Genomic DNA, 23946 nt, shown 5'->3' on the forward strand with positions numbered 1-23946 from the left:
CAGAGGTCAGAACGTCGCGGCGGTGGTCGGCGGGCTCACGAGCACGTACCCGAGCGACTGCTCGACCGGGTGGCCTTCGCAGTTCACCGAGTCGAACCTGTTGCCGACGCCGTTGGCACGGCAGCGGAACAGCTCCTTCGAGGCCATACCCGCCGGCGGTGTGGTCCAGATGTTGCCGACGCCACCGAGCTTCTGCTTGCCGCCGCAGGTCGAGTCCAGCGAACTGAAGGTGTCGGTGCCTTCCCGGCACACCCAGAGCGTGGTGGTGCCCGGCTCGTTGGTCATCGCCAGGTAGCCGAGGACGCCCTCCGACTTGTAGCCGGGCAGCACTCCCTGGGTGGTGCTCCAGTGGTCCCAGGGGAACTGCGTCGTGAGGTAGCGGACGAGAGGTGTGTAGGCGCGCAGGTAACCGATGCGCTTCACCTTGGTCTGGCCTTCGCAGTCCGAGGCCAGGGACGTGAACCGGTCGGCGTTGACCACGCACTGGTTGAGCTCGACGGTCGGGATGTTGGTCGGCTTGACCGAGTAGACCGCTCCGGTCTCACCGATCAGCGCCGCGCCCTCGCAGTCCGCCGCGGTCGTGCTGAAGTGGTCGTTGCCCGACTTGCACGAGTACAGGCGCTGCGTGTTCGGCTCGGTCGGCGACACCGGCTGGCCCGCGACCCCCTCGTAGCGGTAGTTGGGCAGCGGCGCCACCGAGGTGAGGCCCGTGTAGTGCTCGCCGGTGCCGTTGATGCTGACGTACCGGCCGAGGTAGCCGGCGGCCGGCAGCGGGCGCGACGCGTGCTCGAGGATCTTCGACTCCGGGATCATGCCGTCCACGCCGCGCGCCTCGTCGATGACTCCGGCGAAGACGTCGGCGTTCTTGCCCTCCCACTTGGCCCTGCCCACCGTGAACCCGCCCTCGGCAGGCCACAACCGGGCCGACTCGCTGCCGGCGAGCTTGCCGTCGACGTAGAGCCGCAACTGGCCTGCACCGTGGTCGTACACGCCGGCGAGGTGCGTCCAGCGCCACGTGACGGCGGGATCGGCGGACTGCGCCTTCACGATCGGCGCCTGGTCGGAGTCCTGCACGGGTGCGGCGAAGACCCATCTCTTGGACTCCGGCCGGTACTGGAGCACGAACGCGCTGACGTTGGTGCCGTCCTGGCCGAGCACGGTGTAGGTCTTGTCGTCGCGTTCCAGCCTCGCCCAGGCCTCGACGGTGAAGCTGTCACGGGTGTTGACGCCGTACCACTGCGTCGCCGCGGAGCCGGTGCCATCCGTCTTGAGCGCGTTGCCGATCACGCCCGGCACGAACGAGACGCCACCCGAGGTCGTCATGGTGTTGTTGCGCCACGTGCTGTCCTTGCCGTCGTTCTCGTCGAACTTCCAGAGACCGGTGTCGTTGGCCGGCACGTCGTCGTGGACCTTGTTGACCTCGCCCGACGTCAGCGCGCGGCTGAAGACCCGGACGTCGTCGATACCGCGGTAGAACCAGCTGCCCTTCACGCCGTTCCACTTGCTCCGGCCGATGGTGAACGGGCCGGTGGCGTTCAACAGGACCGCGCCGACCTTCACCGCGGACAGAACACCGTTGACGTACAAGCGGAGCTGCTTCGCGTTGGCGTCGTACACGACCGCGAGGTGCGTCCACCGGTCGACCTTGACCGGCTCGGTCGAGACCAGCACCGTCGTCGGCGCTCCGTCCTCGTCCTTGCTCGGCTGGACGACCGCCCACTTGCCCGAGTCGCCGTTGTAGGACAACACGAACGCACTCTGCCTCGTACCGTCCTGTCCCAGGATCGCGCGGTTCCCGGTGATGCCGGCCTGCGCGTACGCCCAGGCGGAGACGGTGAAGCCGCTCAAGGTGTCGATGATCGGCCCTGAGGTTTCGGCGGCACCGGAACCATCGAGCCAGACAGCGGCGTTCGTGCGGCCACCGACCCAGCTCGTGCCTGTGCTGAAGGTGACGTTGTTGCCCTTGCCGCTGCTGTCGGCCGCGGTCGTCCCGGTGGTCTCGTCCAGCTTCCAGTGACCGGCGTCCGCTACTGGCAGCGTGGCGACCGGCTGGTCCTGCGACGGGTAGGACTGGTAGAGGCCGAACACGCCCTCACTGGTCTGCGCACCCGTGTACATCCGAACGTCGTCGACGGAGCCCGCCCAGTACTCGGCGGGGTTGCTCCCGAGCTTCGCCCGGCCGATCTGGACGCCGCCGCCCGGCTGCCACACCGAGTTGACCATGCCTTCACCGACCCGGCTTCCGTCCACGTACAGGAGGACCTGCTTGGTGGCTCTGTCGTAGACACCGACGAGGTGCACCCACTTGCCGATGTCGGACGGCACCGCGGAGACCGCTGCCATCGTCACCTTCGTCAGGTCGGTGTCGTCCTCGGTCATCTCGAAGATCCAGTTGCCCAGGTGCTCGCGGTCCTTGAGGAAGCCGAGGCGGAACTTGCTGTTGTGCACACCGTCCTGGCTGACAGCGACCCTCTTGCACTTCGTGGAACACGCACTCGGCATGTACACCCAGGACGACACCGTGAAGTCCTGGTCGGTGCGGGCCACCGCGCCCGTCGACACCGCGGAGTTGGTGCCGTTGAAACTCAAGGCGTTGCCGAGGTGGCCAGGCGCGTAGGTGGCGTTGGTCAGCGTGCCCGCCTTGCCACCAACGGCATCGGCCGCAGTGGCACCGACACCCTCGTCGAACTGCCACTTGTGCACGAGGCTGAGGTCACGGCCCGCCTTGTCGCGGATCTCGTCCGCGAACAGGACGCGGTTGTGGACCTCGACGTCGTCGATCGCTCCGGGGAAGTAGTCCGCCTGCGCGCTGTTCCACAGGCCGCGACCGATCCGGAACTGGCCCGTTGCGTGGTTCCACGCGTTGGGGTGCGCGGCGGTCGCTGCCTCGACACCGTTGATGTACAACGTCATCACGTCGCGCGCGGCGTCGTAGGTACCCACCAGGTGGGTCCACACGCCCATCTGAGCCACCGCACCGATCGCCCGGTCGTGGCGCGCGCCACCGCCTGCCTGGTCCGCCTCGAACATCGCGAACGCCCAGTGGCCGTCCGGAGTCGCCTGAAGCTGGAACGCGCTCGTCGTGGTGCCGTCCTGCGACAACACCGTCGGAGACTGGTTCGCGACGACCTTGTCGAGCCTGGCCCAGGCGCTGACGGAGAAGTTGCGCGACGTGTCGAGGACGTGTGCGGCGTAGAGCGACGCGCCGGGGACACCGGTCAGACGAACAGCGAGGTCCTTCGGGTCGGAGTTCTCGCTCTGCCCACCGACCCAGCTGACCGGGTCGCCGAGGGACGCGGTTCCGTTGTAGCCGGACGTGTCGACGCCCAGGTCGTCCATTCGCCACTGGCGAAGGGGACCGGCGTCGAGCTCGACGATGTCGGCGATCTCGTCCGCCGCCAGGGTCCTGCTGTACACCCGGACGTCGTCGAGGTCACCCTGCAGAGCGGCGCCCTGCTGGTCGTTGCCCATGACGAACGCGCCGGCCGAGTCCCAGAACGGCTTGGTCGCGGCGGCGCTCACAGCGGGCTGCAGGCCGTTCACGTAGAGCGTCGCCTTCTTGGTGCCGGAGTCGAAGACCGCGGTCAGGTGCGTCGGCGTGTCCTTGACCGCGGTGCCGGGGCCGGTCTGTGCGAGCACGTTCCAGGCGGTGTTGCCGTTGCCCTCGGTCATGCCGAACTGCCAGCGGCCGTCCTTCTGCTGCAACACGAACCCGCTGGAGTCCGGGCCGTCCTGCGACAGCACCGTCATCGGGACGTTCGTGTCCGCGAGCGTGACGTGGGCCGAGACGCTGAAACTCTTGTCCGTGCGCACGACAGGGCCTGTGGTGCGGACCTGGCCGGAGCCGTCGAACCGCAGCGCGTAGTCCTTGGGCTGGGACCGCTGTTCGAAGAACGAGACACCGCCGGACAGCGCCGCGGACTCGCCTGTGGCCGCGGAGTTGCGCGCGACCGTCGCGAGGTCCTCCTCGAACCGCCAGTGGCCCACCTGGACGTTGTCGCGCCGGACCTCGGCGCGCACCTCGGTGTCGGTGAGCACGCGGTCGTACAACCGGACCTCGTCGATGCCACCACGCCACCAGGTGTCGCTCGCGCTGCCGACCTTCCCCTGACCGATTCTCAGGCCGCCCGCCGCGTTCCACGGTGTGGTGCTGGCCTGCGCGGTGCCCTGCAACTCGCCGTTGACGTACAGCTTCATCTGAAGGCCGGCCGCGTCGTACACACCCGTGAGGTGAGTCCACGCCCCTGGGGTGGGTTCCTCCGTCGACCTCACGAAAGCCACTCCGTTTTCCGTGACGGAGTCCTTGTGAGGCATCAGGAACACCCAACGCCGGGAGCCACCCTCGTACCTCAGGCAGAACCCGCAGGTGGCGTTGCCGTCCTGGGAGACCGCGGTCCCCCAGTGGTCGTCGACGGCGTCCACCTTCACCCAGGCGGACACCGAGAAGCTCGTGTCCGTGCGCAGCGCGTTGGGCGCGGTGGCGTGGGCGCCCGAGCCGTCCAGGCTCAACGCGGAACCCAGCGGACCGGAGACGTAGCTCGCGTTGCCCTGCGTCGTGCCGTGCCGGTCGCCCAAGTAAGCGCTGTCGTTGACGTTTCCGTCCAACGCGTACTGGGCGATCGCGCCGCTGCCCGCGCGGACGTAGATGTGGTGGATCTGCTTCGGACCGGGATTGCCCGCCCTGTCCCTGACGCGCACGAACAGGTCGCGGGGCCCGTCACCGGGCGGCGTCAGCGTCACGGTGGCGGTGCCGCCCAACCGGTCCGCGTTCACGGAGCCGCTCCCCTGGCCGTCGCCCCACTGGCCGTCGTTCCAGGTGTACTCGAACCTGTCGACGTCGGCGTCCTTGGCGGTGAAGGTGAAGCTGCCCGGCACGGTCGTGCCGCCGTGCCACCGGTTGTCCGCGGGGTAGGCGAGGCTCGTGACGTCCGGCGTGTTCACCGGTGCCTTGCGGTCGACCCGGAACTGCTTCGGCCCGATGACGTAGCCGCCCTGCTTCGCGCCGTCCGACGCCGCCACGAACCACGTGACCAGGCGGTTGTCCTCGACGTTCACGAGCGAGACGTCCTTCGCCGCCAGCGAACCCGAGTTGTGCGGACCGGACGAGAGCACGCGCTTGTTCTGCTTCGCCGGATCGCCGGGAACGACGTCGTCGTACACGTCCCAGACGCCGTTGACCTGGTCACCGTCCGGATCGGACAGTCGCGCGCGCAGCTGGATCGTGGAGTCGCCGACCCACGGCATGCCGTCGCAGTTGGCACACGCCTGCAGGTTCAGGTCGGTCGACGGCTCGGTCGGCGTGTTCGGGGTGCCGTTGTAGTAGATGACCAGCTTCGACTCGCCGGGGTTGAACTTCCGCCAGTAGTCCTGGTTGCCCTCGTCCGCGGCGCGGATCGAGAACGTCGAGTTGCCGCCCTTGTCGATCTGGTCGGGGAAGTTGCCCGCCGTGAAGGAGAGGTACTTGTGCCCCGAGCAGCCGCTGTACACGGCCGGGATCCCGATCTCGCTGATCGAGCCCCAGTCCGCCGGCTGGTTGTTCCAGTTCGTGCCGGAACCGACGTCCCACTGGGACTGGTACAGGCGGTGGTTGTGCGTCACGTTGCACGTGGGCGAGTGCACGACCGCGACGTCGAGCCTCGCCGAGGAGATGTCCTTGCCCGCGAGGAAGCTGGTGTTGTACTGGAAGTACGTCCTGGTCTTCAGGTTCCACCCGTAGGCCTTGCCGGACCTGGCGGTGGGGTTGATCCCGATCCACCAGGCGTTCGGGTCCTCGGCCTGGGTGTTGAAGCCGTTCCAGTGCGTGCCCTCGCGCATCGCGTTGGTGCCGTCGTCGTAGACCGTCGTCCAGCCGTCGTTCGTGCCGGTGTGCGGTCCGGGGTCGACGTACACCGGGTAGACCGTCGCGGGATCGGTGAGCATGCCCTGGTGCGGCACCAGGGTGAGGGAGTCGGCGGCGAGCTCCACACCGACGACCTGCTGGTCGGTGCGCGGCGCCTCCGGGTTCTCCTGCTTCTTCGAGTCCCACATCAGTGACGTGGGCACCTCGAACACCGTCGCGCCGGCCGCGTCGACCATGGTGAACGCGCCGTTCTCACCGGGCTTGAGCGTGAGCCCGTCGGTCTTGACGCCGAACCGGACGCGCGCGACCTCCTTCGCCGCCTCGCGGTTCTTCACGACGAGGAGCTGCTGGTAGCCGTCGTTGCGCGCGATCATCCGCAGGTCGACGCCGGGGAGGACCTCGGAGTAGGTCGCGACCGGGCCGTCGAGCGCCGGCGTCGGCAGGTTTCCCTGCCAGGTCAGCTCGAACGACCTGCCTTCCTTGCTCAGCCGCACGAGCGGCTCGGTCGCACCGCCGCCGGAGAAGACGAGGCCGGTCCCGGTGGCCTTGGGTGCGATTCCGCCGCCTTCGGGAGCGAGGTCCGTGTTGATCGACGTCCACTTGCCGTCGTTCTGCACTCGTTGCGGGGCCGCCGAGAGAAGTGCCTTGAGTCGCCCGTCCGGCTGCGCGAACACCTCACGCGTCGAGGTGCGCATGTTTAGCGCCTCGACCTCGGTGCCCTGCGCGCGAGCGGCCACCAGCGCACTGCCGGTGTCCGGCGCCTCGGTGACGGGAACTGCTACCGGTGGAGCTTTCGGCGCGCCGGCGGTGACGACGACAGCGGTGGCCGCGATCGTCACGGCCAGAAGTGCTCCGACAAGTTTTTTGGGCGCGCGCAGGCGTGACTGCCCCGCCGCCCCTCGGCGGTCGAACAAGTGGGTCCCCCGTGGTCACGCGCATGTCCCCCGACAACACGCGGACTAAACATCTACGGCCGAATAGTCACAAACGAACGGTCCGATACCTATAGTCCGAATGGGTGATGACCATCACGTGTGAGCAGACTGTGAGTTCGGACATTTCGAATGCAGTCTGGTCATTTGACACCAGATGGACACCAGCAGGTTCGAACACGTGTTCGTTTTTTAGTTCGCGAACACCAGCTCGAACCGGTGTGCGAACGCGCGGTACGACCTCGCGTAGACGTCCTTGCTGTCCGCGACTCGTTCCCGCTCCTTCTTCAGCACCTCGCCGGCCGCACCGGCGTTCCCGTTGAGCACGTGGATGATCGCCAGCTTCCGCGCCCGTTCGAAGTCGAGCAACGACTCGGGCCTCGCGACAAGGTCACGGGCCAGCGCGTCCCACTTCGCGTGCTTGTCGATGTACGGCTTGCCGTGCTTCAGAAACGCGCTCACCAAAGAGGAAGCGGTCGCGGTGTGGTCGCCGCCGGGTTCGAAGGTCCAGCGCCACAAGGGTTTCTCGCCCATCAGCGAACCGAGGGGTGCGGAAACGAAAGGTGTGGTGGGGATTCCGACGCCGAGAGCGCGGCATACCTCGTCGTAGCGCTGGAAGCAGACGCCGACCAGCGGGGTGACCTCCACCGAACCCGCCAGGCCGAAGCCGAGCCAGCCGGCGACGCCGTCACCGCGTTCCTGGAGCCAGACGTGGCCGCGGCGGACGAAGCCCGTGGAGCGCAGGGCGGCGTCCAGGGCCATGAGCACGTCAGTCTTCGGTGAAGGCCTCACGGAGGACAGGGTCCCAAACGACAGCGCATCTCGCCGGGTCAGTGCAGGACCGGGGTGAGGAACTCGGTCAGCTTGCGCAGGACGTCCGGTGGCACCTCGTCGAGGTGGTCCGTCAGCTGCAGAAGAATGCGGCCGCCACCCAGATGCTCGACAGCGACAACCGGCGCGGTGGCGCAGACTTCTTGCACGCCGCCCAAAGCAGCGACCTGACGCGGTCCCAGCAACGTCGCCCAGTGCGGGCCGCGCGACAACTCCGCTGCCATGAAAAGGGATTCGTCCAGGCCCACGCCGGCGGCGACCTCGTGCGCGGTCCGCACGCCGACGCGGTCCAGCGTGATCCAGCCACCGCAGGCCTGCGCGAGCGTGGCACCCGAGCGGAACACCGCCAGCCATTTCTGTTGCACCGCATGGGAGATCCAACCGCCGAACAACGAGCGCGCGGCCGTGACCGTGATCTGGTGCGGGAAGGCGGGATCGTCCTTCAGCAGGATCTCCGCGCACCAGCCGTCGTCCACGAGGGGCAGGCCCTGGGAGTCGAGCTGGACGAGCTGCACGCGCAGGAACGACGGCAGGTCGTCGAGGGCGGCCGACCACGACGGAAGGGTGAAGTCACCCGAAGAGAGCAGGAGCCGGGCATAACCCGGCGGACCCCAGGGCGTTGTGTCGGAAGGGTGGTAGTCGCGCGCCACTGCCACGAGTTCCTCGACCGAGGCCGGGCAGAGGGGCGCGAGCACGCCGGTGAACAGGTCGCCGAACCACCTGGCCAGCGCGGGACGGTCGACGCCGGAGAACGTGTCCAGCTCCAGACGGACCACGTGTGGCGGCGACACAGGTCTCGGAAGTGTCAGATCTGTGCTCAAAGTGAGCGAACCTTATGGCCCGCGGGCGAAAACCGTCAGGGACCAATCCCGTGAAAGATTGGCCCCTAACGGACGAACGTCAACTCGCGGCTAGCCGCGTGACTGGTAGTCGCGCAGCAGGCCGCGCGAGATGATCGTCTTCTGGATCTCCGAGGTGCCCTCGCCGATCAGCAGGAACGGGGCCTCGCGCATCAGGCGCTCGATCTCGTACTCCTTGGAATAGCCGTAGCCGCCGTGGATGCGGAACGACTCCTGCGTCACCTCGGCGCAGTACTCGGAGGCGATGAGCTTCGCCATGCCGGCCTCGACGTCGTTGCGCTGGCCCGAGTCCTTCAGCCGCGCGGCGTTGACCATCATCAGGTGTGCTGCCTCGACCTTGGTCGCCATCTCGGCGAGCTTGAAGGCGATGGCCTGGTGCTCGACGATGGCCTTGCCGAACGTCCTGCGCTGCTGCGAGTACTCGATCGCGAGCTCGAAGGCGCGGATCGAGATGCCGCACGCGCGGGCGGCCACGTTCACGCGGCCCACCTCGACGCCGTCCATCATGTGCCGGAAGCCCTGGCCGGTGACACCGCCGAGCACCTGGTCCGCGGCGATCTCGAAGCCGTCGAACACCATCTCGGTGGTGTCGACGCCCTTGTAGCCCATCTTGTCGATCTTGCCGGGGATCGTGAGGCCCGGCAGGACCTCGCCGTAGCCCTCGGGCTTCTCGACCAGGAACGTCGTGAGGTTCTGGTGCGGCTTCTCGGCGCCCTCGTCGGTCTTCACCAGCACGGCGGTGAGGTTGGACGTGCCACCGTTCGTCAGCCACATCTTCTGGCCGTTGATCGTGTAGCCGGAGTCGCCGCGCACGGCACGGGTGCGGATCGCCGCGACGTCGGAGCCGAGTTCGGGCTCGGACATGGAGAACGAGCCGCGCACCTCACCGGTGGCCATGCGCGGCAGGTACTTCTGCTTCTGCTCGGGCGTCCCGTGCTGCTTGAGCATGTGCGCCACGATGAAGTGGGTGTTGATGACGCCGGACACGCTCATCCAGCCCCGCGCGATCTGCTCGACCACCAGCGCGTAGGTCAGCAGGGACTCGCCCAGGCCGCCGTACTCCTCCGGGATCGTCAGGCCGAAGAGACCCATCTCCTTCATGCCCTCGACGATGTCGGCGGGGTACGTGTCGCCGTGTTCCAGCGTCTGGGCGTGCGGGATGATCTCCTTGTCCACGAACGTGCGAACGGTCGCGAGGATTTCTTCCTGGATGTCCGTGAGACCCGCGGTCTGGGCGAGGCGCGCCATCGCACTTCCCTTCCAAGGCTTTGGTTACCGGCGAGTATGGACCGGTTAACGCCCGTTTGCGACCGGGGTGTGCTCTCCGCAACAACAGCGACACCTGCTGTACCGAAACAGCATCCCTGACAGGTGTAATCGCGCACCCACGCGCGACGAACTGAAAGGCAGGACCTTAAGATCCCGCCTCACCACTTCTAGGGGGACCCGCATGACCTACGACCCGTACAACCCGAAGCAGCCGGGGGATCCGTACGCCCAGCAGCAGCCGCCTTACGGCCAGCCCGGCCCGTACGGCCAGCAGCCGCCTTACGGCTACGGCTACCCGCCGCCCATGCCGCCGAAGTCGCAGCAGAGCGCGATTCTCTCACTGGTTCTGTCCTGCGTGGGTTTCGTGTCGTGTGGCGTGACGGCGATCGTCGGCGTCGTCTTCGGTCACATCGCGATGGGGAAGATCAGGCGGGGCGAGGAGGAAGGGCACGGGATGGCCATGGCCGGCCTGATCGTCGGCTACTTCGTCATCGCCGGATGGCTGCTCTACTTCGCGTTCATCATCATCGCGATCATCGCGGCCGCGAACGGCAACACCTACTAGCGGACCTCAGCCCGCGAGGGCGATCTCCAGGGCGCCGCCGCAGTGGCGGCAGACGTCGGCGAACACGTGGACGTCGGAAGCGCATCCCGGGCAGCTGCGGAAGCTGCGCTCGAGCAGGTCGTCCTCGCGACGCTTGAAGAGCCGCAACCGTCTGCTCGTCTTGCCGTTACTCGAACGTGACATGCCCAGAGCATGCCCCCATGCCGGGGGCGAACCGCAAACTTCGGTGACGGATTGTGCGCCACTTCACCAGTTTTGAACGCAACCTGTGACGATCGAACACGTCCAGTGACATTCATGGTGAAGTAGCGCACAATCCGTAACGGAATCAGTCCTCCGGCGGCGTCCACACGTTCGCGCGCGTCATGCCCGCGGCACGGCCCTTGCCGGAGATCACCAACGCCATCTTGCGCGACGCCTCGTCGATCATCTCGTCGCCGAGCATCACCGCGCCGCGCCTGCCGCCCGCCTCGGACGTGTAGAACTCGTACGCGTCGAGGATGTTCTCGGCGTGGTCGTAGTCGTCCTGCTTCGGGCTGAAGACCTCGTTGGCCGCGTCGATCTGGCCGGGGTGCAGCACCCACTTGCCGTCGAAGCCCAGCGCCGCGGAACGACCGGCGACGCGCTTGTAGCCGTCGACGTCACGAATCTGCAGGTAGGGGCCGTCGATGGCCTGCTTGTCGTGGGCCCGCGCGGCCATCAGGATCCGCATCAGGATGTAGTGATAGGCGTCGCCGACGTCGTAGCCGGGCGGCTGCTCGCCGACGACCAGCGACTTCATGTTGATCGACGCCATGAAGTCCGCGGGGCCGAAGATGATCGTCTCGACGCGCGGGGACGCGGTGGCGATCGCGTTCACGTTGTTCAGGCCCAGGGCGTTCTCGATCTGCGCCTCGATGCCGATCTTGCCGACCTCGTAGCCCATCGTCTTCTCGATCTGGGTGATCAGGAAGTCGAGCGCGACGACCTGCTCGGGCGTCTGGACCTTCGGCAGCATGATGCAGTCGAGGTTCGCGCCGGCGCCCTCGACGACCTCGGTGACGTCGCGGTAGGTCCACTCCGTCGTCCAGTCGTTGACGCGGACGACGCGGGCCTTGTCGCCCCAGCCGCCCTCGTTGAGCGACGCGACGATGGTCTTGCGGGCGTCGGGCTTGGCCAGCGGGGCGCAGGCGTCCTCCAGGTCCAGGAACACCTGGTCCGCCGGCAGCGTGCGCGCCTTGTCGATCATCTTCTGGCTCGAGCCGGGGACCGCCAGACACGAGCGACGGGGACGCTGCTGGTCGACCACTGGAGTACCTCCTTGTACCGGCCGGTAACTATGAGCGCCACAGTGGCACGCATCATCTCCGGGCGCATATTCGCTGAGTCCCGTTTCACAAAGCCTGGCAGGCTGAACCGGTGGAGATCACTCGAGTACTGGACGCGGCGTTGCGGAAAGCGGCGGCCGTCTGGATCACCTCACCCGGCCACGAACCCCGTCTCGTGCACGCGCACTGGCGTGCCGACGCGCTGTGGATCATCTCCGGCGGCACCGAACCGGAGGTGCCGGGACTGACCGATGGAGCAGAGGTCACCGTCACCGTCCGTTCCCCCAGCACGCACTCCCACCTCATCGACGCGTCCGCCGTCGCGCACCTGACGGAGCCGGACGGCGAGACGGCGCTGGCGTTGAAGACCGCCCGGCTCAACACCACACCGGAGTGGGACGCCGTGTACCGGCTGGAGTTCGGCTCATGATCACCGTGCCCGAGGGCTTCGGCGAGGGTCTGGGCGACGGCGCCGGCGAGTGGGTCGCGAAGCTGCCGAAGCTCGCCACCAAGGCGTGCGCCCGCTGGCAGCTCACCCCGGACGGCGCGCTGATGAACGGGTTCTGCGCCGTCGTGCTGCCGGTCCGCAGAGCGGACGGCCATCCAGCAGTGCTCAAGCTCAGCTGGGTCGACGACGAGACCGCGCAGGAACCGCTGGCGCTCAAGCTCTACAACGGCGACGGCGCCGTCCAGCTGCTCGGCCACGACGAGGAGCTCGGCGCACTGCTGCTGGAACGCCTCGACCAGCACTCGCTCGACGACGAGCCGGTCGATCTGGCGATCGGGGTGATCGGCGAGCTGCTGCGCCGCCACCGCGGTGTCGAGGCTCCCGGCGAGATCCGGCGCTTCACGAACACCCTCCGAAGCCATCCCGCGATCCCCGCGAAGCTGCTCGACGCCGCCCGCGAGGCCGGGACGAGGCCGATGGGCACGACGCTGGTCAACGAGGACCTGCACTACCAGAACGTGCTGCGCGGCGACCGCGAGCCGTGGCTGGTGATCGACCCGAAACCGCTGTCCGGCGATCCCGAGTACTGCGTGATTCCGTTGCTGTGGAACAGGTTCGACGAACTGGACGGCCACCGCGGGCTCACCGACCGTTTCCTCGCGATCTGCGACGCGGGGGAGCTGGACGTCGCGAAGGCGCGTGACTGGACGCTGCACCGCGCTGTCGCCAACTGGATCTGGTGCCTGGAGGAGGACATGGCGGACATGGCGGTGATCTGCGCCGACATTGCCGGGTGGGCGGCCCGGACCTGATCTAGCCTGGGTGTTGTGGTGGCTGTGAACAGGATCTACATCGCCCAGCTGGCCGGACTTCCCGTGTTCGGCCCCGACGGCGAACCCGTCGGCAAGGCCCGTGACGTCGTGATCAGCCTCCGCATCGACCGGCAACCGCCGCGCGTGCTCGGCATGGTCGTCGAGCTCGTGACGCGCCGGCGGATCTTCGTGCCGATGCTGCGGGTCACCTCGATCGAGCCGAACGCCGTGACGCTCGCGACCGGATCGGTGAACCTGCGGCCGTTCCACCAGCGCGTCAACGAGGTGCTGGTGATCGGCGAACTGCTCGACGCCAAGATCCAGGTCGGGGACGGCGCCACCGCGGTGGTCGTGGACGCCGCGATGGAGGTGACCCGCACCCGCGACTGGCGCATGGTCCGCGTCGCCGGGCGCGAACGGACCGGCAGGTTCAGTCTCAAGGGGCCGGTGCAGGTGTGGCGGTGGGAGGACGTCGCCGGCCTGAGCGTGAACGAGATCGCGGGCCAGCCGCAGAGCGCGCACCAGCTGGTGGCGGTCTTCGAGGGCATGCGCGCGGCCGACGTCGCGAACTCCCTGCACGAGCTGCCGCCCAAGCGCCGCTACGAGGTGGCGGACGCGCTCGACGACGAACGGCTCGCGGACGTCATCGAGGAACTGTCCGAAGACGACCAGAAGGACGTCCTGTCGCACCTGGACGAGGAACGCGCCGCGGACATCCTGGAGGCGATGAACCCGGACGACGCGGCGGACCTGCTCAGCGAGCTCGCCGAAGGCATGAAGGACCGGCTGCTGGAACTGATGGAACCGGAGGAGTCGGCCCCGGTCCGGCGCCTGCTGGAGTACTCGTTCGACACGGCCGGTGGCCTGATGACACCGGAACCGATCATCCTCACGCCGGACGCGACGATCGCGGAAGCGTTGGCACGAGTGCGAAATCCCGACCTCACGCCCGCGCTGGCGTCGATGGTCTTCGTGTGCCGCTCCCCCTCCGCGACGCCGACCGGCCGTTACCTGGGCTGCGTGCACATCCAACGACTGCTGCGCGAACCGCCGTTCGACCTCGTCGCCGGAGTGCTCGACACGGACCTGACCTCCCTGTCGGCGGACGCCTCGCTGAGCGACGTGACGCGCTACTTCGCGACCTACAACCTGGTGTGCGCCCCGGTGCTCGACGAGGCCGAGCACCTGCTCGGCGCCGTCACCGTGGACGACGTGCTGGACCACCTGCTGCCGGCGAACTGGCGCGAGACGGGACTGAGCCATGCCTGAACTGCCTCGGCGCAGACTCGACCTGCCGCGCGAACCACGCGGCTTCCGCTTCTCGATCGACCCCGACACCTTCGGCCAGCTCTCCGAACGACTCGCGCGGTTCCTCGGCACCGGCAAGTTCCTGTTCTGGCAGACGCTGATCGTGCTCGCCTGGATCGTGGTGAACCTCGTGGCCGTGTCGCTGCGATGGGACCCGTACCCGTTCATCCTGCTGAACCTGGCGTTCTCGACGCAGGCCGCCTACGCCGCGCCGTTGATCCTGCTCGCGCAGAACCGGCAGGACGACCGGGACCGGGTGTCGCTGGAGGAGGACCGGTCGCGGGCGGCGCAGACCAAGGCGGACACCGAGTACCTGGCGCGGGAGCTGGCCGCCGTGCGGCTGGCGCTGGGCGAGGTGGCGACGCGCGACTTCATCCGCGGTGAGCTGGAGAAGCTGGTGAAGGAGCAGAACAACCTGAAGAAGGTCCGGCCTTGACGGTCGAGGAGTTCCGCGACGTCGTGGCGCTGTGGCACGTGAACGAGACCAGGGACACCGACGTCGTGCTCGCGGCCTGCGAGCTGGTTGTCGCGGGCGTCGACGGTCCCGCCGTCAGCATGCTGGCCGGAGCCTCGCTGAAACATGCGTGGGAAGAGGTTCCGCCGCTGATGGAGGACGCGCTGCGGGAACTCGGGCTCGACCACCACGAGTACCGAAGCGACGGCGGCAGAGAGGAAGGACTGCGGCTGATGGCCCGGCGCACGCTCGCCGGAGAGATGTCACCGCGGGAACTGGCCGAGTGGGTGCATCAGCACTTCAGCCACGACCTGCCGGAGGCGGAAGAGCTGGCGGCGCTGCGCGACATCTACGAGACGCTGGAGTACTACCCGGAACTGTCTCCGGCCGACGTGGACGCCGACGTGATGGCGGAAGTGCGCCGGATCACGTCCTGATCCGTCCACTCGCGACCAGGTCCGCCAGGACCTCGTGGATCGCGGGTGCGGTCTCGGTGTGCCCGCGGTACTCGTCCCGCGTCACGTAGGTCAGTTCGGCGATCTCGCTCGTGGGCCGCGGCGTGCCCAGCAGCGAGGCCGTGAAGCAGGTCATGTCGACCATCGCGCCCTCACCCTCGCCGTAGGCCGGGGCGACGTAGCGCTTGAGGACCTCGGGGCCGTCGAGTTCGATGCCGAGTTCTTCCCTGACCTCCCTGCGCACGGCGTCAACGGGGGTCTCACCTGGCTCGATCTTGCCGCCGGGAAGGTAGAAGGCCTTCTTGTTGCGTGAGCGAACAACGAGGAGGCGGCCAGCCTCGACGTGCACCAGTCCCACCACCGTGATCACGGAAAGACGTCGTCCGCGGCCAGGCGATCGCACGTGCGGCCGAAGGCCTCGAGCTCACCGGGGCCGAAGCTCTCCCCGAAGTGCTCGGCGACGCCGGCGAGGTGGGTGGTGGAGGCACTGCGCAAACGTTCGGCGCCCAGCGGTGTGAGCACGGCCACGATGCCGCGTCCGTCACCGTCTGCGCGTTCCCGCCCGACGAGGCCTGCCCGTTCCAGTCGGTCCACCAGGCGGGTCACGCCAGAGCGGGACAGCAGGACGGCGTCGGCCAGTTCGGTCATGCGCATGCGCATGGAAGGCGTCTCGGCCAGTTGAACCAGCACGTCGTACGCCGCGAGCGATAGGCGCTGCTCAGCAATCAGTTCGGCCTCGAGGACCCTCGTGATCCGTGCATGCGCGCGGAGGAACGATCGCCACACCCCTAGCTCGACACGGGTGGGCAACCGGGAACTACCCGATTCCGGCACGGGCGTCGATGTTACGGACAGCGCCCTCCCGGCTACGACCTGGGCCTGTGCGGAGAAGTGACCGGCCGGTAGGAGAGGCGCGAACCGGACGTAGCATGGGGCAGGTGACCACCACACAGCCACTCCCCACCGTCGAGGACGTCCGCAAGGCGCTCTCCGGTGTGCAGGACCCCGAGATCCGCCGCCCGATCACCGAGATCGGCATGGTCAAGGACGTCGAGGTCGGCGCGGACGGCGTCGTGGTGGTCGGCATCTTCCTCACGGTCGCGGGCTGCCCGATGCGCGACAAGATCACCAAGGACGTCACCGCGGCCGTCTCGGCGCTGGACGGCGTCTCGTCCGTGCGAGTCGACCTCGACGTGATGAGCGACGCTCAGCGCACCGAGCTCCGCAAGACGCTGCGCGGCGGCGCGGAAGAGCCGGTCATCCCGTTCGCCCAGCCGGGCTCGCTGACGCGCGTGTACTGCGTCGCGTCCGGCAAGGGCGGCGTCGGCAAGTCGTCCGTGACCGTGAACCTCGCCGTGGCGATGGCCGCTCGCGGACTGTCCGTCGGCATCGTCGACGCGGACATCTACGGCCACTCGATCCCGCGCATGCTGGGCGTCGAGGGCCGTCCCACCCAGGTCGAGAAGATGATCATGCCGCCGCAGTCGCAGGGCGTGAAGGTCATCTCGATCGGTATGTTCACCCCGGGCAACACGCCGGTCGTGTGGCGCGGGCCGATGCTGCACCGGGCGTTGCAGCAGTTCCTCGCGGACGTGTTCTGGGGCGACCTGGACGTGCTGCTGATCGACCTGCCGCCCGGCACCGGCGACATCGCGATCTCCGTCGCCCAGCTCGTGCCGAACGCCGAGATCCTGGTCGTCACCACCCCGCAGCAGGCCGCCGCCGAGGTGGCCGAGCGTGCCGGGTCGATCGCGCTGCAGACCCGTCAGCGGGTCTCGGGTGTCATCGAGAACATGTCGTGGCTGGAGATGCCCGACGGTTCGCGCATGGACGTCTTCGGCACCGGTGGCGGCGCGGCCGTCGCGGAGTCGCTGACCAAGGCCATCGGCTCCGACGTGCCGCTGCTCGGCCAGGTGCCGCTCGACCCGCGCCTGCGGGAGAACGGCGACTCGGGCACGCCCATCGTGCAGGCGGTGCCGGACTCGGCCGCCGCCCAGGTGCTGACCGAGATCGCCACGAAGCTGTCGGTCCGTTCGCGCGGACTGGCGGGACGCCTGCTCAACGTCTCCCCCGCAGGCCGCTAACCCTGCTTCACAAGTAACGCGGGGGGGGGGGGGGGGGGCCCCCCGCCCCCCCCCCCCCCCCCCCCCCCCCCCCCCGCGTTACTTCAGAACGAGGTCAGGTCGCGTCCGGGTCGTACGGTGGACGCTCGCCCGGTGCGAGCGGACGCTGTTCGGCCGCGGGCGGGGTCGACGGCGTCGGGTAGCCGTTGGACTTGGTCGGTTCGGGGTCGTCGAAGAGGTGCTTGGTCACCGCGCGCTTCGGGTCGAAGTTGCGCAGCTCCCGCAGGTCTTCGAGGGGCTTGCGGAGCGACTCGAACTCCGGGCCCATCTCCTGCTTCAACTGCTCCCGCGCGCCGGTCGCGTACTCGCGGACCTGCCTCACCGTCTTGCCCAGCCAGGCCGCGGCCGATGGCAGGCGTTCGGGCCCCAGGATGAAGAGACCCGCGACGACGATGATGAGGATCTCTACCCATCCGATGCTGTCGAACACAGGTCTCAGCCTACTTCTCAGTCGCTCTTCAATGTCACGTCTAGTTTGAGCTCACGGCCCTGGCGTGCCAGCACCACCTGCACGGTTTCGCCGATTTCGTGCTCCCTGACCGCGACGACCAGTTCGGCGGCGTTGCGGACCATGCGGTCGCCGAGCTTGGTGATGACGTCGCCCTCCTGGATGCCCGCGGCCGCCGCGGCACCACCCGCGGGGACGTTCTGCACCTGGGCGCCCTCGGAGGTCTCGGCGGACACCGACTTGACGTTGACGTTCATGTCCGCGTGCTTGACCTGGCCGTTGCGGATCAGCTCCTGGCTGATCTTGCGGGCCTGCTTGCCGGAGATCGCGAAGCCGAGGCCGACCGAACCGCCGGTCTCGGTGCGGATCGACGAGTTGATGCCGATCAGGGCGCCGCGCGAGTCGACCAGCGCGCCGCCCGAGTTGCCCGGGTTGATGGCGGCGTCGGTCTGGATCGCGTCGTAGGTGACCTGCGGGCCGCCGTTCTCGCCGGCGGCGGTCACCGGGCGGTGCAGCGCGGAGACGATGCCCTCGGTGACGGTGTTGGACAGCTGCAGCGGCGAGCCGATGGCGATCACGCTGTCGCCGACCTGGAGGTCGTCGGAGTTGCCGAACTGCAGGACGGTGGGGTTGGTGACCTCGACCTTGATGACCGCGAGGTCGGTCTTGGGGTCGCGGCCGACGACGCGGGCCTGGGCGCGGGTGCCGTCGGTGAAGACGGCGCTGAGCTTGGCAGAGGAGTCCTGCGCGGCCGGGGCGACGACGTGGTCGTTGGTCAGGATGTAGCCGCCGGCCTCGATGATGACGCCGGAACCGACACCCGCGACGTTCGCGCCCTTGAACTCGATCGAGACGACGCTGGGTGTGACGCGCTTGGCGATCTCGGAGATCGAACCGGCGGGACGTTCCTTGCCCTCGGTGATCTCGGCCAGCGTGACGGTCGAGTCGGTCAGCGGGTTTCCGGCCCGGCCGATCAGCCAGCCGACGAGACCGCCGACGGCGCCGAGCACGAGCGCGACCGTGAGCAGCAACGCCATCGCGGCGGGCTTCACCCGACGACCGAACAGCAGCTCGGGAACGCTCAGCTGGGGACCGGGCTCCGGCTTGCGCTCAGGTTCGCCCGGCGGGTCCTCACCGACGGCGGGCGGGCCGATCACGGCACCGGAGGCCGGGTCGCGCCACGGGTCACCGGCGGGCTTGTCGCCCCAGAACACCGGATCGATGTCCGGATCCGGGTCGGACACGGGCTGCGGCGGCCGCTGCAACAGCTCCTGAGAGCCCTGACGACCGAACGCCGTCACGAGGGACTCGGGAGGCGGTGGCGCGGACTGGAGCTGGGACACGGGCACGTCGCGCGCGGCGAACGCCCCGGCGACACCGTCCGGGCGGCCGAAGGCGGTGGCGGACGCGGGGTCGACCGTCGGCTGCACCAGTGGCCGTGGCCGGAGCCGGCGATGAGCTCCGTCGTCCACTCCGGAAACGGGTGTGGACGTCTGGCCGTTGGGCGGCTGCTGGCTCATCTCTCCCCGAGTTTTCCGCTAGGAGTGCTGAACTACAGCGTGCCTCACGAACAGTGAAATGACTGTCAGGGGGTGGTCGCGAAGATCGCGCCGGCGTTCTGCGGAACCGGCGTCGTGGCGGGCGCTTCGCTCTCCGGCGTGGTGAACGCGAGCGCGCCCAGCAACATGCCGCTCACGACGACGCCGGCACCCTGGCGGGCACGGCGGCCGCTGAACCAGCCGTTGCTGCCCAGAGGTCTCGACGAACCCAGCACCGGCCCTGAGCCGAACGCGGGCTTGTCCGTCCTCTGCACGGCGACGAACTGACCGTCCTCGGTGATCGCGAGCCCGTCCGGAGCGGACGGCAGTTCGACCTCCTGGGGGATCGCGCCGAGCCTGTCCAGCAGCGAGGCCGACGCCGTGGGCGTCGAAGCGGTGCGCACCGCGGAGCGCGCCTGCTGCTGCGTGAAGGTCTCGAATGCGCAGAAGCCGCAGCGCTGGATGTGCGCGGAGGCTCGCTCGTGGGCGGTCGAGGACAGTTCTCCGTCCACGAACGCGACCACGGCATCCGGCAAGAGATGCTGCTCAGGCAGGCCCCAACCACGGAGGTCGGTCATGCAGAGTCCTCCAGCAACGATTCTTGACGACGGCGTTCGAGCGCGACCCGCAGAGCCTGGCGGCCCCGGTGGATCCTGCTCCTCACCGTACCCATCTTCACCCCTAGCGTGGCGCCGATCTCCTCGTAGGAAAGACCTTCCACGTCACAGAGCACGACCGCGGCACGGAACTCCGGCGGGAGCTCGTCCAGCGCGGCCTGCAGGTCGGGGTCCAGGTGGTTCTCGTCATAGATTTCCTCAGGGGACAGGTCGTCACCCTCGAGGCGGTCGTTGTCCTCGGGCAGCGCCTCCATGCGCACGCGGCTGCGCCGGCGTGCCATGTCGAGGAAGAGGTTGGTGGTGATGCGGTGCAGCCACCCCTCGAAGGTGCCCGGCTTGTACGACGCCAGCGACCGGAAGACGCGGATGAAGGTCTCCTGCGTCAGGTCCTCGGCGTCGTGCTGGTTGCCGGTCAAGCGGTACGCGAGCCGGTAGACCCTGTCCGCGTGCTCACGGACGATCGCGTCCCACGAGGGCGGCGTCCAGTCGGCCGTCTCGATGGGCGCGACGGCCTCCGGAGAACTCGACTGCGTGCGCATCAGGTGTTTCGGCACCTCCATGTGGGCCGCCCGGCGACCCTTATGCGGCTCAACGGGCGACGGGTCCGGCTTGTTCCCGACTAGAGCCTGGCTTGTTGCTTCTGTACCTTCTCCCGCGCGCTTTAAACGATCGTGAGAGTGGGCTGAGAGCACCCTGAGAATCTCGGTTCGGGCCACGTTCACCCGTTTTGGGCACTCGAAGCACTAACCTGCTACTCCGTGACCCCGGAATCGGCCCTGCGGGAGTACGTCGAGCAGTACCTCCCCGAGGACGACGTACACCTGGCAGCACGAGCACGCGGCCAGGAACTGGGCTGCGTGCCCATCGGCGCGGGCGGAGGCGCCGCCCTGCGGTTCCTCGCGACCGCACTCCAGGCCCGCGCGGTCGTCGAGATCGGCACCGGCGCGGGCACCAGCGGCCTCTACCTGCTGGCGGGCATGCCCCAATCAGGCATCCTGACCTCGATAGACGTGGCCTCGGAACACCAACGGGCTGCCCGCGAGGCCTACGCGGCGGCAGGCATCTCCCCGTCGCGCACCCGCCTGATCATGGGCAAGGCCCTGGACGTCCTCCCACGCCTGACGGACGCGGCGTACGACCTCGTCTTCGTGGACGCCTTCAAGCCCGAGTACCCGCAGTACCTGCAACACGGCGTCCGCATGCTGCGCCCGGGCGGCGTGATCGCGTTCGACAACGTCCTGTGGCACGGCGCCGTCGTGGATCCCAGCAAACGGGATGACTCGACCCAGGCCATGCGGGACATCGCGCGCCTGGTGAAGGAGGACGACCGCCTCGTGCCCGTCATCCTGCCGCTGGGCGACGGCCTCCTCGTGGCAGCCCGCCGCCCCTGAAACATCGCACGCGGGGACCTTTCGTTCGGTCTCACCGAACGAAAGGTCCCCGCGTGCGGCGAGTCAGTAGGCGCGGACGCCCTTGCCCAGGACGGTGACGCCGCTCGCGGACACCGTGTAGCGCTCACGGTCCATAGGAGCGTCCACACCGATCAACGCACCGTCGGGCACAACAACGTTCTTGTCCAAAATAGCCCGCCGAACAACAGCACCCTTGCCGATCCGAACTCCGGGCAACAGCACCGACCCCTGCACCACGGACCCGACCTCGACCGTCACGTCGGAAGAGATCACCGACCCGTGGATCTTCCCGGAGATGATCGACCCTGGCCCCACCATCGAGTCCTCAGCGGACCCTCCAGCGATGAACTTCGCGGGAGGCAACGGCGGCGTGGCCGTCCGAATAGGCCACAACTGGTTGTACAGGTTGAAAATCGGATGGACCGAAACAAGATCCATGTGAGCGTCGTAGTAGGCGTCGATGGTCCCGACGTCCCGCCAGTACCCGCGATCCCGGTCGGTGGCGCCGGGCACGTCGTTGTCCTGGAAGTCGTAGACGTGCGCCTTCCCCCGGTCCACCAGCATGGGGATGATGTCGCCACCCATGTCGTGGTCCGAGTCGGGGTTCAACGCGTCCCCGCGAAGCGCGTCCAGCAACGCCTCGGTCGTGAAGACGTAGTTGCCCATTGAAGCGAAAGTCACTTCCGGATCGTCCGGCACGTGCGGCGGCTCGGAAGGCTTCTCCAGGAACCGGGTGATCTTCCCCGACGCATCGCTGTCGATGCACCCGAACGCCTTGGCCTCGTTGCGCGGCACCCGGATACCGGCGACGGTCACGGCCGCGCCCGACTCGACGTGCTGCGAGATCATCTGGCCGGGGTCCATCCGGTACACGTGGTCGGCGCCGAAGATGACGACGTGGTCCGGCTTCTCGTCGTGGACGAGGTTCAGCGACTGGAAGATCGCGTCCGCCGAGCCCGTGTACCAGCGCGGGCCCAGGCGTTGCTGCGCCGGTACCGGTGTCACGTACTGACCGAGCACATTGGACAGGCGCCACGTCGTCGAGATGTGGCGGTCCAGTGAGTGCGACTTGTACTGCGTCAGCACGCAGAGCTTCGCGAGCCCCGCGTTGACCAGGTTCGACAGCACGAAGTCGACCAGCCGGTAGTTGCCCCCGAAGGGCACAGCCGGTTTCGCGCGGTCGGCCGTCAGTGGCCACAGGCGCTTGCCTTCACCACCGGCAAGCACAATTCCGAGAACGTGCGGCTGCCCCTTCACGGTATGTGACCCTATCCGTGCGATCGTTCTCGAACCAGACGCAAACCGGTTTGTCCCAACAGGGACGTCCGTGATCTACGGTGAGTGCGTGCGAGTTGCGCTGCTGACGCGGGAGTATCCGCCGGAGGTTTACGGTGGAGCTGGTGTGCACGTGGGTTTCCTCGTGCCCCATCTTCGCGAGCTCGTGGACGTCGACGTGCACTGCTTCGGTGCACCCCGATCGGACGCCACGGCCCACAACCCACCGCACAGCCTGGAGCAGGCGAACGCGGCTCTGACGACCCTCGCGGTCGATCTTGAGATGGCCGCCGCGGTGTCCGCGGCGAACCTCCTGCACTCGCACACCTGGTACGCCAACATGGGCGGTCACCTGGGCAAACTCCTGCACGGGATCCCGCACGTGGTGACGGCGCACTCGCTGGAACCGCGCCGGCCGTGGAAGGCCGAGCAGCTCGGCGGCGGATACCGGATCTCCTCCTGGGCGGAGCGCACGGCGTACGAACACGCCGACGCAGTCATCGCCGTGAGCGAGGGCATGCGGATCGACGTGCTCGACGCCTACCCCGCGCTCGACCCGGCGAAGGTGCACGTCGTCCGCAACGGGATCGACAGCGTCGCCTACCACCCGGTCGGGGAAACGGACGCCCTGACGTCTCGTGGAATCGATCCCGCGAAGCCGATCGTGGCGTTCGTGGGAAGGATCACTCGTCAGAAGGGCGTCGGCCATCTCGTCGCGGCCGCGCACCACATCGATCCGGAAGCGCAGATCGTGCTGTGCGCCGGGGCACCGGACACACCGGAGATCGCCGAGGAGACCCGACAGGCGGTCAGCGAGCTCTCCCAGGCGCGTCCGGGTGTCTTCTGGATCCAGAAGATGCTGCAGCCCGCCGAGGTCCGGCAGATCCTGAGCCACGCGACGGTGTTCGCGTGCCCGTCGGTCTACGAGCCGCTGGGCATCGTGAACCTGGAGGCGATGGCGTGCGGCACGGCGGTCGTCGCGAGCGACGTCGGCGGCATCCCCGAAGTCGTCGTGCACGGCGAGACGGGCCTTCTCGTCCACTACGACGAGAATGATTTGTCGACATATCGACAGCAGCTCGCCGAATCGATCAACGAACTCGTCACAGACCCCGAGCGCGCGAAGCGTTTCGGGGCCGCCGGACGCACCCGCGCTGAGCAGGAGTTCTCCTGGTCGACGATGGCCGCGCAAACAGTCGAGGTCTACCGCAGTGTGATTTGAGCCACACTCGCCCAGGGCAACCCCAAAGTGTGAACGCCGCCTTTAACCAGTAGTGACGTTGTGGTTTCAACTGGTGAGGGGCGCGAGGACTGTGCGTTGTGCGGTGCTGGGTCTGACGGTCCTTCTGGCAGTGACCGGATGTGCCACAGCTCCCGCCGCCCAGCCGGCCGCGGTCCAGCTCACGGTGGACGGCAAGAAGCTCGCCGAGGCCTCTGACCTGCAGGCGAACGC

At 68.1% G+C, this 23946-nt stretch carries 22 protein-coding genes; 9 read left to right on the plus strand and 13 right to left on the minus strand.

Annotation, left to right across the window (positions count from 1 at the left end; translation table 11 throughout):
• Nucleotides 1-6: 6 nt before the first annotated feature.
• From ACIRG5_RS29230 to ACIRG5_RS29245, 4 genes are all read right to left on the minus strand, one after another.
• Nucleotides 7-6678, minus strand: coding sequence for a LamG-like jellyroll fold domain-containing protein (locus ACIRG5_RS29230; protein WP_402910301.1), 6672 nt, complete (start codon nucleotides 6676-6678; stop codon nucleotides 7-9).
• Between the two features lie 285 nt (nucleotides 6679-6963).
• The gene (locus tag ACIRG5_RS29235; RefSeq protein WP_402910304.1) at nucleotides 6964-7563 is read right to left on the minus strand and encodes a hypothetical protein; all 600 of its coding nucleotides are present in this window, start codon (nucleotides 7561-7563) and stop codon (nucleotides 6964-6966) included.
• Nucleotides 7564-7601: 38 nt separating this feature from the next.
• Complete coding sequence (locus ACIRG5_RS29240; protein WP_402910307.1) at nucleotides 7602-8393, minus strand: hypothetical protein; 792 nt, start codon at nucleotides 8391-8393, stop codon at nucleotides 7602-7604.
• 120 nt (nucleotides 8394-8513) lie between these two features.
• Nucleotides 8514-9710, minus strand: coding sequence for an acyl-CoA dehydrogenase family protein (locus ACIRG5_RS29245; protein WP_093602395.1), 1197 nt, complete (start codon nucleotides 9708-9710; stop codon nucleotides 8514-8516).
• A 202-nt stretch (nucleotides 9711-9912) separates the two neighbouring features.
• Between ACIRG5_RS29245 and ACIRG5_RS29250 the strand changes: the two genes are divergently transcribed.
• Nucleotides 9913-10296, plus strand: a complete 384-nt coding sequence (locus ACIRG5_RS29250) for a DUF4190 domain-containing protein (protein ID WP_402910310.1) — start codon at nucleotides 9913-9915, stop codon at nucleotides 10294-10296.
• Between the two features lie 6 nt (nucleotides 10297-10302).
• Here ACIRG5_RS29250 and ACIRG5_RS29255 read toward each other — a convergent pair whose 3' ends face one another.
• Together ACIRG5_RS29255 and ACIRG5_RS29260 are read right to left on the minus strand one after the other, a co-directional pair.
• Nucleotides 10303-10479, minus strand: a complete 177-nt coding sequence (locus ACIRG5_RS29255) for a hypothetical protein (protein ID WP_319980195.1) — start codon at nucleotides 10477-10479, stop codon at nucleotides 10303-10305.
• A 145-nt stretch (nucleotides 10480-10624) separates the two neighbouring features.
• Nucleotides 10625-11584: a CoA ester lyase gene (locus ACIRG5_RS29260; RefSeq protein ID WP_189158275.1), complete on the minus strand. Its 960-nt coding sequence runs from the start codon at nucleotides 11582-11584 to the stop codon at nucleotides 10625-10627.
• A 110-nt stretch (nucleotides 11585-11694) separates the two neighbouring features.
• Between ACIRG5_RS29260 and ACIRG5_RS29265 the strand changes: the two genes are divergently transcribed.
• Genes ACIRG5_RS29265 through ACIRG5_RS29285 form a run of 5 tightly spaced genes read left to right on the plus strand, consistent with a single transcriptional unit; the run spans nucleotide 11695 to nucleotide 15062 of the window.
• Nucleotides 11695-12033 carry a hypothetical protein gene (locus ACIRG5_RS29265; protein ID WP_402910314.1) on the plus strand — a complete coding sequence of 113 codons (339 nt, stop codon included), beginning with the start codon at nucleotides 11695-11697 and terminating at the stop codon, nucleotides 12031-12033.
• Nucleotides 12030-12863, plus strand: coding sequence for an aminoglycoside phosphotransferase family protein (locus tag ACIRG5_RS29270; RefSeq protein ID WP_402910317.1), 834 nt, complete (start codon nucleotides 12030-12032; stop codon nucleotides 12861-12863). The genes ACIRG5_RS29265 and ACIRG5_RS29270 overlap by 4 nt, the downstream gene beginning before the upstream one ends.
• Before the next feature lie 15 nt (nucleotides 12864-12878).
• Nucleotides 12879-14132: a magnesium transporter MgtE N-terminal domain-containing protein gene (locus ACIRG5_RS29275; RefSeq protein ID WP_402910319.1), complete on the plus strand. Its 1254-nt coding sequence runs from the start codon at nucleotides 12879-12881 to the stop codon at nucleotides 14130-14132.
• A complete protein-coding gene (locus ACIRG5_RS29280) occupies nucleotides 14125-14607 on the plus strand; it encodes a DUF1003 domain-containing protein (RefSeq protein WP_402910321.1) in 483 nt (160 codons plus the stop codon). Before ACIRG5_RS29275 ends, ACIRG5_RS29280 begins: the two co-directional genes overlap by 8 nt.
• The gene (locus ACIRG5_RS29285; protein ID WP_402910324.1) at nucleotides 14604-15062 is read left to right on the plus strand and encodes a hypothetical protein; all 459 of its coding nucleotides are present in this window, start codon (nucleotides 14604-14606) and stop codon (nucleotides 15060-15062) included. Before ACIRG5_RS29280 ends, ACIRG5_RS29285 begins: the two co-directional genes overlap by 4 nt.
• Here the strand turns inward: ACIRG5_RS29285 and ACIRG5_RS29290 are convergent.
• Nucleotides 15052-15450, minus strand: coding sequence for an NUDIX domain-containing protein (locus ACIRG5_RS29290; protein ID WP_402910326.1), 399 nt, complete (start codon nucleotides 15448-15450; stop codon nucleotides 15052-15054). The two genes, ACIRG5_RS29285 and ACIRG5_RS29290, sit on opposite strands and share 11 nt — an antisense overlap.
• Nucleotides 15447-15914: a MarR family winged helix-turn-helix transcriptional regulator gene (locus ACIRG5_RS29295; protein ID WP_035913526.1), complete on the minus strand. Its 468-nt coding sequence runs from the start codon at nucleotides 15912-15914 to the stop codon at nucleotides 15447-15449. The genes ACIRG5_RS29290 and ACIRG5_RS29295 overlap by 4 nt, the downstream gene beginning before the upstream one ends.
• A gap of 104 nt (nucleotides 15915-16018) precedes the next feature.
• Here ACIRG5_RS29295 and ACIRG5_RS29300 point away from each other — a divergent pair, with 104 nt between their 5' ends.
• On the plus strand, nucleotides 16019-17164 hold the full coding sequence (locus ACIRG5_RS29300) for an Mrp/NBP35 family ATP-binding protein (protein WP_402910329.1): 1146 nt from the start codon (nucleotides 16019-16021) through the stop codon (nucleotides 17162-17164).
• A gap of 94 nt (nucleotides 17165-17258) precedes the next feature.
• Here the strand turns inward: ACIRG5_RS29300 and tatB are convergent, their stop codons facing one another.
• The 4 genes from tatB to sigE all read right to left on the minus strand — a co-directional run bounded on the left by tatB (nucleotide 17259) and on the right by sigE (nucleotide 20345).
• The gene (tatB, locus tag ACIRG5_RS29305; protein WP_330270937.1) at nucleotides 17259-17633 is read right to left on the minus strand and encodes a Sec-independent protein translocase protein TatB; all 375 of its coding nucleotides are present in this window, start codon (nucleotides 17631-17633) and stop codon (nucleotides 17259-17261) included.
• 17 nt (nucleotides 17634-17650) lie between these two features.
• Nucleotides 17651-19171 (minus strand): trypsin-like peptidase domain-containing protein, encoded by a 1521-nt coding sequence (locus ACIRG5_RS29310; protein ID WP_402910331.1) that lies wholly within the window; start codon nucleotides 19169-19171, stop codon nucleotides 17651-17653.
• Between the two features lie 65 nt (nucleotides 19172-19236).
• On the minus strand, nucleotides 19237-19767 hold the full coding sequence (locus ACIRG5_RS29315; protein WP_402910334.1) for a zf-HC2 domain-containing protein: 531 nt from the start codon (nucleotides 19765-19767) through the stop codon (nucleotides 19237-19239).
• Nucleotides 19764-20345, minus strand: a complete 582-nt coding sequence (gene sigE / locus ACIRG5_RS29320) for an RNA polymerase sigma factor SigE (protein WP_169746025.1) — start codon at nucleotides 20343-20345, stop codon at nucleotides 19764-19766. Before sigE ends, ACIRG5_RS29315 begins: the two co-directional genes overlap by 4 nt.
• Before the next feature lie 219 nt (nucleotides 20346-20564).
• Here sigE and ACIRG5_RS29325 point away from each other — a divergent pair, with 219 nt between their 5' ends.
• Nucleotides 20565-21197, plus strand: a complete 633-nt coding sequence (locus tag ACIRG5_RS29325; RefSeq protein WP_402910336.1) for an O-methyltransferase — start codon at nucleotides 20565-20567, stop codon at nucleotides 21195-21197.
• 63 nt (nucleotides 21198-21260) lie between these two features.
• On the opposite strand, the gene glgC is transcribed toward ACIRG5_RS29325, so the two are convergent.
• A complete protein-coding gene (gene glgC / locus ACIRG5_RS29330; RefSeq protein WP_093602423.1) occupies nucleotides 21261-22475 on the minus strand; it encodes a glucose-1-phosphate adenylyltransferase in 1215 nt (404 codons plus the stop codon).
• Between the two features lie 88 nt (nucleotides 22476-22563).
• Here glgC and glgA point away from each other — a divergent pair, with 88 nt between their 5' ends.
• Nucleotides 22564-23715 (plus strand): glycogen synthase, encoded by a 1152-nt coding sequence (gene glgA, locus ACIRG5_RS29335; protein WP_402910340.1) that lies wholly within the window; start codon nucleotides 22564-22566, stop codon nucleotides 23713-23715.
• Nucleotides 23716-23946 lie beyond the last annotated feature (231 nt).

The organism is Lentzea sp. NPDC102401 (assembly GCF_044765805.1).
GTDB classification, from domain to species: domain Bacteria; phylum Actinomycetota; class Actinomycetes; order Mycobacteriales; family Pseudonocardiaceae; genus Lentzea; species Lentzea sokolovensis.